Raw genomic sequence first — 14,212 nt, forward strand, 5'->3', positions numbered from 1 at the left:
GCACTTTTTCGAGGGGGCATTCACTGTGTGGGAATTGGTCAAATCCGGCGGCTGGATGATGTTGCCGATCATCTTGAGCTCCATCGCCGCACTCGGCATCGTCGCCGAACGCCTGTGGACCCTGCGCGCGAGCCGTGTCACCCCCGAGCATCTGCTGGGGCAGGTGTGGGGCTGGATCAAGAACAAACAGCTGGACAAGGAAAAGCTCAAGGCACTGCGCGCCGATTCACCGCTGGGTGAAATCCTCGCCGCCGGCCTGGCCAACTCCAAGCACGGCCGCGAGATCATGAAAGAGTGCATCGAAGAGGCCGCCGCGCGGGTGATCCACGAACTGGAGCGTTATATCAACGCTCTCGGCACCATCGCCGCCATGGCGCCGCTGCTCGGTTTGCTGGGTACGGTGCTGGGCATGATCGATATTTTCAGCTCGTTCATGGGCGCGGGTATGACCACCAACGCGGCGGTGCTGGCCGGCGGCATTTCCAAGGCACTGATTACCACCGCGGCAGGCTTGATGGTGGGGATTCCCTCGGTGTTCTTCCATCGTTTCCTGCAGCGCCGCATCGATGAACTGGTCGTGGGCATGGAACAGGAAGCCATCAAATTGGTGGAAGTGGTGCAGGGCGATCGCGACGTGGATCTGGTTGGAGGCAAAGCGTGAAATTTCGCCGCAAGCAACGGGAAAATGTCGATATCAACCTGGCGTCTTTGATCGACGTAGTGTTCATCCTGCTGCTGTTTTTTGTCGTCACCACCACGTTTACCCGGCAGACCGAGTTGCGGGTCGACTTGCCCGAAGCGGTCAGCGGTTCGCCGGCCGAAGACCAGCAGGTCAAGCAGTTGGAGATCGCCATCAGCGCCGAGGGCGTGTTTTCGGTGAATAACCAGGTGCTGGAGAAAAACGATCTCAACAGTCTTATGGACGCGTTGCAGAAAGAATCCGGCGGCGATACGAAAATGCCGTTGTCCATCAGCGCCGATGGCAAGACCCAGCACCAGGCCGTGGTCACCGCGATGGATGCCGCCGGCAAGCTGGGCTTCAGTCATTTGCGCATGAGCACCGTCGAGGCGGCGAGCCAACCCTGATGGCCATGTCCGATCGATTGCTCAAAGGCTGGTATGAAGGTCATCCGGCTCTGCTGTTGCTGCGGCCGTTGGAAGCCCTGTATCGCCGGGTGGTGCAGCGCAAGCGTGCGCGCTTCCTGGCGGGCGAGGGCGAAATTTACCGGGCGCCCGTGCCAGTGGTGGTGGTCGGTAATATCACCGTGGGCGGCACCGGCAAGACGCCGTTGATCCTATGGCTGATTGAGCACTGCCGCCGCAGCGGCCTGCGTGTAGGCGTGGTCAGCCGAGGGTATGGCGCCAGGCCGCCGCAATTGCCGTGGCGGGTCGAGGCCAGCCACAGCGCCGAGACGGCGGGTGACGAACCCCTGCTGATTGTGCAGCGCTGCGGCGTACCCCTGATGATCGATCCGGACCGCGGCCGTGCGGTCAAGGCGCTGCTGGACAGCGAACCCCTGGACCTGATCCTTTCCGACGACGGTTTGCAACACTACCGCCTGGCCCGTGACCTGGAGTTGGTACTGATCGATGCCGCGCGTGGCCTGGGCAATCGCCGCTGCCTGCCTGCCGGGCCTCTGCGCGAGCCGGCGGAGCGACTGCTGAGCGTCGACGCGCTGCTCTACAACGGTGCCCCCGATGATCGGGACGGTGGCTTTGCCTTCAGCCTGCAACCCACCACGCTGGTCAACCTGCAGACCGGTGAGCGCCTGCCGGTGGATCACTTTGCCAAGGGCCAGGCCGTGCATGCGGTCGCGGGCATCGGCAACCCGCAACGTTTCTTCAACACCCTTGAAACGCTACACTGGCGGCCGATACCCCATGCGTTTGCCGACCATGCGTCATACAGCGCTGAAGTCTTGAGTTTTACACCGTCGTTGCCGCTGGTCATGACTGAGAAAGACGCGGTGAAGTGCCGCGCCTTCGCCCAGCCCGACTGGTGGTACCTTGCGGTGGATGCGCGGCCATCGCCGGCATTTGTCGCCTGGTTCGACAACCAGTTGATGCGCCTGCTGCCCGCCCGTTTTTTGCCTTAAAACGCTTCTTTCCAGGACATATTCATGGACACCAAACTGCTCGATATCCTCGCTTGCCCGATCTGCAAAGGCCCGCTCAAGCTCAGTGCCGACAAAACCGAGCTGATCAGCAAAGGCGCCGGCCTGGCATACCCGATCCGTGATGGCATCCCTGTGATGCTGGAGAGTGAGGCCCGCACCCTGACCACCGACGAGCGTCTGGATAAATGACCACTGCCTTTACCGTTGTCATTCCCTCGCGCTATGCCTCGACCCGCTTGCCCGGTAAGCCGCTGCAACTGATCGGCGACAAACCGATGATTCAGCTGGTGTGGGAACAGGCCTGTAAAAGCAGCGCCGAGCGGGTGGTCGTGGCCACCGACGACCCGCGGATCATCGAGGCCTGCAAGGGTTTCGGTGCCGAAGCGGTGCTGACGCGTGAAGACCACAACTCCGGCACCGATCGCCTGGCGGAAGTGGCCACGCAACTGGGCCTGGCACCCGACGCCATCGTCGTTAACGTGCAAGGCGACGAGCCACTGATTCCGCCGAGCGTGATCGACCAGGTGGCCGCCAACCTGGCCGCCCATGCCGAAGCGCGCATGGCGACCCTGGCCGAACCGATCGAAGACATCGAGACCCTACTCAACCCGAACGTGGTCAAGGTGGTCAGCGACATCAATGGCCTGGCCCTGACGTTCAGCCGTTCCACGTTGCCGTGGGCGCGTGACGCGTTTGCCAAGCGGCCTGACGTATTGCCGGAAGGCGTGCCTTATCGCCGTCACATCGGTATCTACGCCTATCGCGCCGGTTTCCTGCATGACTTCGTCGGTTGGGGCCCGTGCTGGTTGGAAAACACCGAATCCCTGGAGCAACTGCGGGCCCTGTGGCATGGCGTGCGCATTCATGTGGGCGATGCCCTCGAAGCGCCGCCGGCCGGTGTCGATACCCAGGAAGACCTTGAGCGCGTTCGTCGTTTGCTGGGGGCTTGATGGAAGTTTTGTTCGTATGCCTGGGCAATATCTGCCGTTCGCCGACTGCCGAAGGTGTGCTGCGCCATAAATTGCGTGAGGCCGGGCTGGCGGGACAGGTCGAGGTGGCGTCGGCCGGCACCGGCGACTGGCACGTCGGCAACCCGCCCGACCAACGCAGCCAGCGGGCCGCGCTGCGGCGTGAGTATGACCTGTCGGCCCAGCGCGCCCAACAGGTGTCGCGCGCCGATTTTGCCCGCTACGATCTGATCCTGGCCATGGACCACAGCAACCTGCGCAACCTCAAGGCGATGCAGCCCGCGCAGGGCAAGGCTGAACTGGACCTGTTCCTGCGTCGCTACGAAGGGGTGGTGGATGAAGTGCCAGACCCTTATTACGAAGGTGAACAAGGCTTTGAGCGGGTCCTGGACTTGATCGAGACCGCCTGCGATTTACTGGTGATCGAATTGAAGGGGCGCTTATGACCTTGCATATGCGAGCGCAGGCGTCGCTCAAGCCATTCAACAGCTTTGGCATTGATGTGCGTGCTCAGCTGTTTGCCGAAGCCCGCAGCGATGATGATGTGCGCGAAGCGCTGGCCTATGCCGCGACGCACGCGCTGCCACTGCTGGTGATTGGCGGCGGTAGTAACCTGCTGTTGACCCGGGATATTCCAGCGCTGGTGCTGCGCATGGCCACCCAAGGTATCCGGGTATTGCACGATGATGGTATGCAGGTGGTGGTCGAGGCCGAGGCAGGCGAGGCCTGGCACCCCTTTGTGCTGTGGACCCTCGCACACGGCTTTGGCGGCCTGGAAAACCTCAGCCTGATCCCTGGCACCGTCGGTGCGGCACCCATGCAGAACATCGGCGCCTATGGCGTAGAGATCAAGGACGTGTTCGCCGGCTTGACCGCCCTGGATCGCCACACGGGTGAGTTGCGCGACTTCAGTCTGGAGGAGTGCCGCTTCGCCTACCGCGACAGTGTGTTCAAGCACGAGACCGGTCGTTGGCTGATCCTGCGCGTGCGCTTCGCCCTCAGCCGTGCCAGCCACCTCAAACTCGATTACGGCCCGGTTCAGCAGCGCCTGGCCGGGCAATGCATCACCGAAGCCACGCCGAGTGATGTGAGCCGCGCAATCTGCAGCATTCGCCAGGAAAAACTACCGGACCCGGCAGTGCTGGGCAATGCCGGCAGCTTCTTCAAGAACCCGCTGGTGTCCAAGGCGCTGGCAGAGGAACTCAAGGCGTTGTATCCGGATCTGGTGGCATATCCACAAGCCGATGGGCAAATGAAGCTCGCCGCCGGCTGGCTGATCGACAAGGCCGGCTGGAAGGGCTTCCGGGATGGCGACGCAGGCGTGCACGCGCTGCAGGCGCTGGTGCTGGTCAACTATGGCGGCGCCTCAGGGCACGACATCGCCAACCTGGCCCAGCGCATCCAGCATGATATCGCTGAGCGCTTCAAGGTTGAGCTGGAAATGGAACCCAACCAGTATTGAACCCCTGAAAACAAAAATGCCCCGCATCTTTCGATACGGGGCATTTTTTTTCCGCTGTGAATCAGTCGTCGCGGCTCATGATGCCGAAGATCTGCAACAGGCTGATGAACAGGTTGTAGATCGATACATACAGGCTCACGGTCGCCATGATGTAGTTACGCTCACCGCCGTGGATGATGGCGCTGGTCTGAAACAGGATGCACACCGAGGAGAACAGCACGAAACCGGCGCTGATCGCCAGCTGCAAGCCGCTGATCTGGAAGAACATGCCTGCAACCACAGCCGCCAGCAACACGAAGAAACCAGCGGTGATAAAGCCGCCCAGGAAGCTCATGTCCTTACGGGTAATGAGAACGTAGGCCGACAAACCACCAAATACCAGCGCGGTCATCGCAAACGCCGAACTGACCACTTCCGCCCCGCCGGCCATGCCGAGGTAACGGTTGAGGATCGGGCCGAGGATAAAGCCCATGAAGCCGGTCAGGGCAAACGCCGACACCAGGCCCCAGGCCGAGTCGCGCAGCTTGTTGGTGAGGAAGAACAGGCCATAGAAACCGATCAGCACCACGAAGATATTCGGGTAGCCCACACGCATTTGCTGCGCTACGAACGCCATCACGCCACTGAAGGCGAGGGTGAGGGCGAGCAGGCCATAGGTGTTGCGCAACACGCGGCTGACTTCAAGCTGCTCAGCCTGCGCGTTGCCATTCACTGCGTAATTCTGTTCGCGCATGGCGACACTCCTTGGGTTTTGAAACGTTCAGTCGCAAAGATCATAACAGACGCTCTGTAACAAGCGATGGCGAGAGTTTGACAGTGTGTTTCATTCGGGTATTATGGCGCCCGCTGAGACGGGATGGGCTATTATCATCCGTTATCGCACAAGGGAAATTGGCAGAGTGGTTGAATGCACCGGTCTTGAAAACCGGCGGACGTTAATAGCGTCTCCAGGGTTCGAATCCCTGGTTTCCCGCCAAGATTCACACGAAAGCCCCGCTATTGCGGGGCTTTTGCGTTTCTGGGGTTTGGGTCGATAACGCCGGTTTTTGATAGGCGTTCCGAAACGTTGAGGTAGGGTTTCCGAAAACTTGTCTATTTTGACGGTTTGGCAGTGGCGCCCATCTTTGATGTGCAGCAGTCGCTCAGCGCAGTGGTTTGCGAGCTTTGCGAAAGGCCAGGTGCGCCATATCATCCGGTCTCGTTCAATCAGGGGCTAATGGAATGGCAATACGACTAAGGCAAGCACGCGTGACTGATATCCCAGCGATCTACCGAGGCGAGGAAAGCTATATTCGGTGTTGGGAGCCAGAGCATGAAATTGCGTGGCGCTTGCAGCTGGAGCGACATCTGACGTGCTGGGTGGAAAATTTTGAACGGCTTACAATTGCTCTCATAGGTGATGACTTCGCTGGATACTCGCTTTGGGCGCCGTGTCAAAACCACGCGGAACTTAGCACCATTCACGTAGTGGCGGAGCATAGACGTAGCGGCGTAGGAATGGCGCTTCTGGAGGCGTGCGCGTTGGACGCGGCAGGACAGGGATTCACTCAAATGCATTTAAGTGTACGACCTGACAACCCTGCGAAGTTTATGTACCAGAAAGCGGGTTTTTTTTGCACCGGGACGGGAGCGCATGGATACCTCACGTATGAGCGGCACGCTTGATGGGGCGTCGGTAACGCGCCAGAAGCCGGTAGCCGCCCATGGCATACGATGGCGTCGAGTGCAGATACAGGCGAAAGCCGGGTTACCACCAGCTGAGTTCTCCCTATCCTTGGGGGTGCGAAACCATTGCCGAAATTGTGGTCACGCTGTCAAAGCTAGATCCAGAAATAGGTAAGCGTCCAATCAAGTCATTTACCGATCCGGCTACAAGCACGAGCATGACTGTTTGCCGCCCATGCCGTAAGGTTCGCTACCAAAATCACCACAGCGTTCAAGTGGTGGCATACAGCAAGGAGAGCGAACAATGAACACCTTCAAATCATCAATCCAAAACGTAGCTGCGGCCATAGGCTTCATCGCGGCGTTGACAGTCGGGGGATGCGTGATGATCCCTTACGACACGCCGGAATCAAAAGCCCAAATCCAGCGCGATCTGAAAATCGCACCATCGGATATTCAAGCCGTGTCGGAAACGAACTGGTGCTTGTTCCCATATGGAAGCGAAGGCAGCTGCAGAGCCACTCAAGGCTTGGGAGTGTTGACCAGCAAAGGCCTGATCCTCAGCCTCTACAACAACCACACCTACACTGAAACCGCACGCATCCTCCCAGAGCAAGTGCAATGCGTGAAGACAGTTGGTGGTCGCACTGGGGTCGAGCCGTTCGTTGTTTTCACCAAAGACCGAGCGATCATGCTCGCCGTCATTACGCCGGGTGGGCAAATGAATTTGCCTGTGAAAGTCAGTTTTTTTGATTATCTGACGAAGCCGGGGCAGCACGTCTTCACTGGAACGGATGGCGGCTATGTACGCAAGTCGGGTCGACAGCAAACCGTAGGCGGAATGGTGTCAGGCACTGCCATCCCGTGGCATACAACGGTCGACGTAACCGAGGTTTTTAACCCTTGCCCGCAGGTTACAGATTAACGAGGAGTGGTGCGTTCCCTCGCAAGCGCTGTGCGCAGGTCGAAGCCCTTATGCGTGAAGGATGAATGCCCGAAGGGTGGTGCCGCCCCGGCGGCTCGGCTCGCGACGGCCGCCCTCAAAGAGGCACACCCTCAGAAAGCATGTACAGGCTTTCAGCATCCACTCGAGCATCTGATGTCTCAGGTCGACAGTTGCGCTACCCATTGACAATAAGTGGCAAGAGAACCAGATCCGGCTCTGGGCGTTGGAGTGCAAGAACTGGCTCTTGACAGGGTCGCTACGCGACGGCGAGCAGTCGGATATTGGGCGCGAGTGGTGGAAGTTGGGGTTTGAAGAGTATCTGAAGAGCAAGTCGCTATTTAGCTAATAATCAAGCGCTTCAGGCGGTGTTATGGGGTCCGGCGCGAAACTGCAGTGGATCGAGCTTGGGTATCTGCTCGGCGTTTTTTCGACGACTGACGTGTCTGGATCAACGGTTCTGGGGTTTTTTGGGTTGTCACCTGCGCATTTGGCGACTACCCTGAAAATGTATGAATTGTTACGAACAATTTCGGAAGCGCCTTTTTTCAGGTGCGTTACTTCAGGACGAGGAACGAAAAAATGTTTTCACACGAAGGTCCCGCGCTAGAGCTGTTGATGGGCGTTTTTGCATTTTCGGCACTGCTTCTGATCGTCTGGTGTGTTCATCACCAATACGAGAGAAAGAATCGAAAAAATGTAAAAAAACCACAAAATCTCGGAAACGGGCAGTCAACCTAACGCGACTCCTGCCTCATTGCTTCGAGCCAGTCATTCGCGGCTGGCTCCATCCAATACATCGGGCGTGGATAAGCGCCAGTGCCATCTAGGGAATGGGAAGGGAAGAGGTGCCGACGACCGGCCATCGAGCCAGGCCGTCAGCAGAATGGAGTTACTCTACGATACAAATCCAGCGATGATTACGCCGATAAGGTGCGCGCGTGAAGTGCACATCCGACACTAGATTAAGGCCACGTTTCTGCAGTGCTTCGGTCAGTTGTACGAGTGTCTCTGCTTGGATAGTCATTGCTGTTACCTCATCAGATTACTGCGTTCATAATTCTTGACCCGATGGACAACCCGCTAATTCAAATTTTCTACGGTGGTGATAGATGACGGTGGGAAGTGGCGTTTTATTCGCGCGCCTCAGCGATTAACTTGAACTGCTGTTCGCTGCAGCAACCCAAGTCATAACCACCCAGAGGATGCGTCCATGACTGACGAAAAGCAGAAAAAACCCGAGCAGGAAACACCAGCGCACGCTACTGAAGAGGAGCGCGAGCGTTTGAAAGATTTCAATAAGGACGGCATTCCGCCAGGCGCATGCTGATCAGATAGGCTGAGCGTCGCCGTACTCAGCCACGGGCGACGCTTTCCTTTATTCGACACCTTTGCGTCGCTGTGATGCCAACGTGTAGGGCAGCCTGGTTACTTTCCAATCAACAAAAAAGCTGAGCCACCGATAGCAGGCAAATCATCTGCACAACCATTTGAGCTCGAATGGGATGTCTCATTGTTGTGACCCTCGATTACAGTGACCGCTTATGTACGTCGCTGGTCCTGCAAGTATAGATCGTGAAACGAATTATTCACGGCTCTACCGCCTATTTGTCATAACAATCTGGACACCTGCGCCGCACTTTTTCACATTTTCCCGCTCTATCGATGTCCCAACTACGCCGATTCACGCGTGGGCAGACTATTCAGTATCGGGTGCCGATGAATCTCAGATTATCAATGCCAGTCAATTGCCGGGCGCGCTTGCCATTGCTGCTGGCGGTAGTTTGGGTCTTGGTCACCGGCTGCAGCCAGCAGCAGGGTCGCGATATCACCCGGCAATTAAGCAACGGCAAACCCGATGAGTTTTTTCAGACCAGTGTCGATCGCATGGCCACGTTGAGCATGCGTGACAACCTGCAAAGCCTCTATTTGCTGATGGGCAAGCTGTATCTGCGCAACCCCAACCAGTGGCGGCAGTCGGGCTACCCGGACGCGGTGAGCGCCGAGCGGGAAATTCGCCAGGCCATCGAACAGCGTCGTCCACTGGCGGCCCTGGGCGAGCGCCGCGACCTGGTGGCGCTGAGTTATTCCCTGAGTCCGGAGTTCAAGGGCGATCGTGTCGGTGCGTTCATCTATGCGATCGGCAGCATGATCGTGACGGCTCACGGCGGGCGCACGGAGTTCTACCTGACCGATTCGATCAACCCGCAGTTCGTCAGCAACGCTGCACGCAATATCGAGAAGGCCACCTGGCTGCTTAGCCAGCGCCAGGATGCCAATGGCGTTTTACTGCTATTTTCCAACGAAATATCGGAGGAGGGCAGCAACCTCAGTTTTGCGGTGGAGTTCGGCAAGATCGTGGCGCGTCTCGACTTGCTTACCCAAATGCTTGATGAACGCTACCGACGTATCGGCCTGAACTATGCGCAAAGTCTGCTGTTGATGAACTTTCTGCCCGTGCAATGAGCCGACTGCCGCACTGCCTGGTGCGGTGTTTCCCTTTCCCCTGTAGGAAGCGGCCTATCTTGCCTGCCGGTGCTTGAAACACCCTGGCCTGGGCAATAGCCTCGGACTTTTCCGAAAAAACGAGGCCCTACCTTGGGTAAGCGAAAGACGGTTTGGCCTACTGATCGTGAAATACGCCTGCGCTTCATGCTCTTTGCGTTGATCGATGCCGCGACGGTGGAGGGTGTGCCTGCCGATGTGTTGCTGCCGGCCCACAGGTTACTGCGCGATTCGCCGAACGAGGCGCAACTGCTGGGGGCGCTCAAGGACATACTCGGCACTGACGAGATGGCAGGCTTCAGGTTTGCGCCGGGCTCGGAGGCCGACGAGTTGATGCAGACCCTGACGGTGTCCACTCCCTAGGTTTCCCGGGCCCAGGACCGGGAAAAAGCGGCCTGGCGCGTCTTCAACCGGGAGCTATCATGACAGTTCGTCGACCTGTGTTTAAAGCATTGGGCGACTGAGCCGATGCAGTGATGAAAACCCTCAGTGGACGCCAACATGTTTAATCGACGCTTGAAGAAGGACCTTCTGGACCAGGACGATGAACTCTTCCTGCTACGTCAACTCGTCGCGCAGAGTGACCGAGGCATGATTTCCATACGCTTGGATGCCGACTTTCGCATCGCTGCCGTCAATGAGGGCTTTGCACGGGCCCTCGGCTATTCCCGCGAACAAGTGGAGGGGCGCTTGTTGAGTGAGATAGTCCCTGCCTACGTCAAGGATCTACCCTGCTTTCGTAACTTCAACGCCGCGGTCGCGCGCTGTGAACCGGTCAACGATGATTACCGTTACCTGCGCAGCGATGGCAGCCTGGCCTGGTTCCACCTGACCTGGCTGCCCATCAAAGGGCGCGATGGCCAGCTGTCATATGTTCAGGCCTATGGTGCCGAAGTCACCCGCGCCATCGAAATCGGTAAGGAAAACGAAGCGTTCATCAACGCGCTGCTGCGCTCGACGGCGGTGATTCAGTTCAAGCTGGATGGCACCGTGGTCACTGCCAATAAACAATTTCTCGACGCCATGGGCTACACGCTCGAGCAGATCGTGGGCAAGAAGCACAGCATGTTCTGTACCCCGCAGGAGGCCGCGTCGCCCGCATACAGCCAATTCTGGCAGACGCTTAATCGCGGGGAATATGTCGCCAGTCGCTTCAAGCGCGTGGACAGCCGCGGGCATGAAGTGTGGCTCGAAGCTACCTATAACCCCGTGCACGATGCCGAAGGCAACCTGTGCAAAGTGGTCAAGTTTGCCAGTGTGGTGACCGACCAGGTCTTGAGGGAATCCGAGGTCAAGGAAGCCGCAGGAGTGGCCTATGAAGTGTCACAGCAGACCGATGTGACCGCCGAACGTGGGGCGGCGGTCGTGCAGAACACCGTGCAGACCATGCAGAACATCGCCGCGCAGATGCAGTCGGCGACCAGCAGCATCGAGGCGCTGGGCAAGCAATCGCTGCTGATCAGCGCCATCGTGCAAACCATCGGTGGCATCGCCGCGCAAACCAATCTGCTGGCGCTCAACGCGGCGATTGAGGCTGCGCGGGCGGGCGAACAGGGGCGGGGGTTTGCGGTGGTCGCCGATGAGGTCCGGCAACTGGCCAGTCGTACCAGTGCCGCGACCGAAGAGATCGTCAGCGTGGTTCAGCAGAACCAGCGGCTGGCCGATGAAGCCATCGCCGAGATGTTCAGCAGCCGCGAACAGGCCGAGCAGGGCCTGACCCTGGCCAACCAGGCCGGTGCCGTGATTACTGAGATTCAGGGCGGCGCCAAGCAAGTGGTCAGTGCTGTGGGCCGTTTCGCTAACGAGCTGCAATAACCGCCAGCACCCTGCTGGCGGTGTTCTACAGCCGGGCCTACCTACCCGGCTGACGGTTTTCAGTCATCCAGGCTGAACGTCAGCCAATGCGCGCCTTCGGCTTCCCGATTGATCTCGACGATCACCCCTTTGATTTCCCGTCCGTTGGGCAGCGTCACCGTGACGTGATTGGCGTGCCCCGGCCATTGCAGCGGGCCGTCCACTTCCAGGCGGGCAATGGTCGGCGTACCTTGCTCCGTCAGTCTGATAGTCACCGATGGGTTGGGGCATTCCTCAGGTTCGGCGCCGAGATGGCGCGATGCCAGGAGTACATCGGCAGTACCTTCGTGTGTCAGCGACATGGGCGTTTCCTTTTCAATGCAACGCGATGAGTTAGGCAGTGGACCTCAACCAAGGCGTAGAGGTTTCGTCGGTGTTGTGGCCCCAAGCCTACGACGCCGTCCGATGTGAGCGTGGGAGGGTTCCGGTTGGTCACTTAGGCGTGACTTGCCGGGTGCCGCTGCCTTCCCAACACTGCCAGCGTGCTCGGCCACGCCGTTCACGCCCCCGAACTCCAAGGATTACCCATGCTGTCGCGTCAACCTGCGTTTCTTTTTGCTGCACTGACCCTGACTTCCTTTGCGCATGCCGATGCGCTGCAATTGGCGCCGGTCGAAGTCACCGGCGGTGAGCCCAGCGCTGGCGAAGTGGCCCGGGCGCAATTGCGCGACGTGCCTGGCGGCACTCATTACATTGACATGGACAGCGTGCAGCAGGGCCGGGTCAGCACCAACGAAGATGTGTTCAAGTACCAGGCCGGGGTGTATGCCAAGGCGGCCAACAACGAAGGGGTCAAGCTGTCTATACGCGGCTCGGGCCTCAATCGCGGCCCCGGCGCCCATGCCTCCGGCCTCTACGAAATGTTCGACGGCCTGCCACTGACCGGCCCCGGCGGCACACCTTACGAGCTCAAGGACCCGCTATGGCAAGGCCGGGTTGAAGTGCTGCGCGGCGCCAATGGCTTCGACCAGGGCGCGCTGGCGCTGGGCGGCGCGGTCAACTATGTGACCCGCACCGGCTACGACGCGCCCAAGCTGCAATTGCGCTATGAGCTGGGCAGTCGCGGCTATGGCCAGCGCGAGATCAGTTCCGGCCAGGTCTCGGGCGATGCCGATTACTACATCAGCCTCACCGATTCCGAGTCCGACGGCTATCAGCACCAGAGTGCCGGCTCGGGCAAGGGGGTTGCCGCCAACTTCGGCTACCGGTTCAACCCGGACCTGGAAACGCGTTTCTACCTGCGTTATCGCGAAACCACTAACGACACCCCCGGCAAACTCACGCGCAATCAGATCAGCCATGATCCCGAGGCAGCCAATACGCTCAATGTCGCTCGCGACTCCAAGCGCCTGCAACCCGGCTCCACCTGGCTGGCCAACAAGACCACCTTGCAGTTGGATGACAACAGTCGGCTCGAAGCAGGCCTGGCTTACCACGATTACCCGATGGACCTGCGCGAAGGCACCAATCGCCTGAAAGTGGCCTATACCGATATCAGCGGCACCCTCAATTACATCCGCCAGGACACGCTGTTCGGCCACGACAGCAAAACCACGGTCGGCCTGCGCACCACCCAGGCGATGCCCAACAACGGCACGTCGGAATACGTGCGTACGCCGGCCGGCAATACCGCCTCCTACGCGCCCGGCACCAAGACCCGCGACTACAGCTACCTGGGCTCCGACACCGTACTGCACGTAGGCAACGACCTGGAATTGATGCCGGACTTGTGGCTGACCACCGGTCTGGCGGCGATTTACACCCGTCGCGAAACCGAAGTGACCTACCCGGATACCGGCACGCCGGTCAGTCAGCATGATTGGGACTACGCGCCGCGCATCGGCCTGCGTTACGACTTCACACCGCAGTTGCAGGTGTACGGCAACCTGAGCCGCTCGGTCGAGCCGCCGCACGCATGGTCGATGATTTGGGGTTCCAATAAATATTTCCCCCAAGGCAGCGGCCCGGCCACTGGCCTGCAACGCGAAGGCGTAAAACTGAAAAACCAGACCGCCACCACCCTGGAAATCGGTGGGCGCGGCGAGCAGTGGTTTGGTGAATGGGACCTGGCGCTGTACCGCTCCCAAGTGCGCCACGAGTTGCTCAGTGTAGAGACGCAGGCGCAAACACCGACCAGCAATGCCGTGATCGCCGAATCCAGCGCCAGCCCCACCGTGCACCAAGGGCTGGAACTGAACCTGCTCAGCCCGCTTTGGGATGGCGGCCGCAACGGCCGGCTCGCCCTGCGCCAGGCTTACACGTTCAGCGACTTTCACTACCGTGACGACGACCGTTTCGGCGACAACACGTTGCCGGGCATCCCCAGGCATTATTACCAGGCACAACTGCGCTACAGCCACCCGGCAGGCTTTTACAGCAGCCTCAACACCGAGCGTTCGTCGCGGGTAGCGGTGGACTATGCCAATTCCTACTACGCCGCGTCATACACCATCCTGGGTGCAACCCTCGGCTACGACGCCCCCAAGGGCGACTGGCAGGCCTGGGTCGATCTGCGCAATCTGACCAATCGACGCTACGCCAACACCGTTACGCCGGGCTATGACGACAAAGGTTTAGATATGGCGCGCTCTACGCCGGCGCAGGGGCGCGGCGTCTACACAGGTGTGTCGTGGAGCTGGCGTTGAGCCACAGCAGTCTGATCCACATGCCCAGCGCGCATCACAAAAAGCGCGTGATC

At 59.3% G+C, this 14,212-nt stretch carries 14 protein-coding genes, 1 tRNA gene and 2 pseudogenes; 15 read left to right on the forward strand and 2 right to left on the reverse strand.

The window, feature by feature from the left end; genetic code table 11:
• The first annotated feature begins 25 nt into the window (after nt 1–25).
• From pocA to murB, 7 genes are read left to right on the forward strand one after another with little or no spacing between them, the layout of a single operon-like run.
• Nucleotides 26–661 carry a flagellar polar localization protein PocA gene (gene pocA, locus QRN10_RS07830; protein WP_159936015.1) on the forward strand — a complete coding sequence of 212 codons (636 nt, stop codon included), beginning with the start codon at nt 26–28 and terminating at the stop codon, nt 659–661.
• Nucleotides 658–1,086 carry a flagellar polar localization protein PocB gene (gene pocB / locus QRN10_RS07835; RefSeq protein ID WP_181076685.1) on the forward strand — a complete coding sequence of 143 codons (429 nt, stop codon included), beginning with the start codon at nt 658–660 and terminating at the stop codon, nt 1,084–1,086. Before pocA ends, pocB begins: the two co-directional genes overlap by 4 nt.
• Nucleotides 1,086–2,096, forward strand: coding sequence for a tetraacyldisaccharide 4'-kinase (gene lpxK, locus QRN10_RS07840; RefSeq protein ID WP_181076686.1), 1,011 nt, complete (start codon nt 1,086–1,088; stop codon nt 2,094–2,096). The genes pocB and lpxK overlap by 1 nt, the downstream gene beginning before the upstream one ends.
• A 24-nt stretch (nt 2,097–2,120) precedes the next feature.
• Complete coding sequence (locus QRN10_RS07845) at nt 2,121–2,306, forward strand: Trm112 family protein (protein WP_003174668.1); 186 nt, start codon at nt 2,121–2,123, stop codon at nt 2,304–2,306.
• The gene (gene kdsB, locus QRN10_RS07850; RefSeq protein ID WP_181076688.1) at nt 2,303–3,067 is read left to right on the forward strand and encodes a 3-deoxy-manno-octulosonate cytidylyltransferase; all 765 of its coding nucleotides are present in this window, start codon (nt 2,303–2,305) and stop codon (nt 3,065–3,067) included. The genes QRN10_RS07845 and kdsB overlap by 4 nt, the downstream gene beginning before the upstream one ends.
• Nucleotides 3,067–3,531, forward strand: a complete 465-nt coding sequence (locus tag QRN10_RS07855) for a low molecular weight protein-tyrosine-phosphatase (RefSeq protein ID WP_266247801.1) — start codon at nt 3,067–3,069, stop codon at nt 3,529–3,531. Before kdsB ends, QRN10_RS07855 begins: the two co-directional genes overlap by 1 nt.
• Nucleotides 3,528–4,547: a UDP-N-acetylmuramate dehydrogenase gene (murB, locus tag QRN10_RS07860; RefSeq protein ID WP_285428122.1), complete on the forward strand. Its 1,020-nt coding sequence runs from the start codon at nt 3,528–3,530 to the stop codon at nt 4,545–4,547. The genes QRN10_RS07855 and murB overlap by 4 nt, the downstream gene beginning before the upstream one ends.
• A gap of 61 nt (nt 4,548–4,608) precedes the next feature.
• Here murB and QRN10_RS07865 read toward each other — a convergent pair whose 3' ends face one another.
• On the reverse strand, nt 4,609–5,280 hold the full coding sequence (locus QRN10_RS07865) for a Bax inhibitor-1/YccA family protein (protein WP_003174664.1): 672 nt from the start codon (nt 5,278–5,280) through the stop codon (nt 4,609–4,611).
• Nucleotides 5,281–5,432: 152 nt separating this feature from the next.
• Between QRN10_RS07865 and QRN10_RS07870 the strand changes: the two genes are divergently transcribed.
• The 7 genes and pseudogenes from QRN10_RS07870 to QRN10_RS25250 form a co-directional block, all read left to right on the forward strand.
• Nucleotides 5,433–5,523, forward strand: a tRNA-Ser gene (locus tag QRN10_RS07870).
• 245 nt (nt 5,524–5,768) lie between these two features.
• Nucleotides 5,769–6,212 carry a GNAT family N-acetyltransferase gene (locus QRN10_RS07875; protein WP_253508184.1) on the forward strand — a complete coding sequence of 148 codons (444 nt, stop codon included), beginning with the start codon at nt 5,769–5,771 and terminating at the stop codon, nt 6,210–6,212.
• 304 nt (nt 6,213–6,516) lie between these two features.
• Nucleotides 6,517–7,137, forward strand: a complete 621-nt coding sequence (locus QRN10_RS07880) for a hypothetical protein (protein ID WP_253508182.1) — start codon at nt 6,517–6,519, stop codon at nt 7,135–7,137.
• Nucleotides 7,138–8,892: 1,755 nt separating this feature from the next.
• A complete protein-coding gene (locus QRN10_RS07885) occupies nt 8,893–9,621 on the forward strand; it encodes a hypothetical protein (RefSeq protein ID WP_181076733.1) in 729 nt (242 codons plus the stop codon).
• A gap of 132 nt (nt 9,622–9,753) precedes the next feature.
• The gene (locus QRN10_RS07890) at nt 9,754–10,023 is read left to right on the forward strand and encodes a hypothetical protein (protein ID WP_181076734.1); all 270 of its coding nucleotides are present in this window, start codon (nt 9,754–9,756) and stop codon (nt 10,021–10,023) included.
• 138 nt (nt 10,024–10,161) lie between these two features.
• Nucleotides 10,162–10,926: pseudogene (locus QRN10_RS25245) on the forward strand (PAS domain-containing protein); the annotation flags it as partial.
• 111 nt (nt 10,927–11,037) lie between these two features.
• Nucleotides 11,038–11,475: pseudogene (locus tag QRN10_RS25250) on the forward strand (methyl-accepting chemotaxis protein); the annotation flags it as partial.
• Nucleotides 11,476–11,534: 59 nt separating this feature from the next.
• Here QRN10_RS25250 and QRN10_RS07900 read toward each other — a convergent pair.
• Entirely contained in the window at nt 11,535–11,816 is a 282-nt protein-coding gene (locus QRN10_RS07900) for a hypothetical protein (protein ID WP_181076738.1), read from the reverse strand.
• A gap of 225 nt (nt 11,817–12,041) precedes the next feature.
• Here QRN10_RS07900 and QRN10_RS07905 point away from each other — a divergent pair, with 225 nt between their 5' ends.
• The gene (locus QRN10_RS07905; RefSeq protein WP_285428123.1) at nt 12,042–14,159 is read left to right on the forward strand and encodes a TonB-dependent receptor family protein; all 2,118 of its coding nucleotides are present in this window, start codon (nt 12,042–12,044) and stop codon (nt 14,157–14,159) included.
• Nucleotides 14,160–14,212: the final 53 nt, after the last annotated feature.

The organism is Pseudomonas sp. lyk4-R2A-8, assembly GCF_030209095.1.
In the GTDB taxonomy this organism is placed as follows: Bacteria; Pseudomonadota; Gammaproteobacteria; order Pseudomonadales; family Pseudomonadaceae; genus Aquipseudomonas; species Aquipseudomonas quebecensis.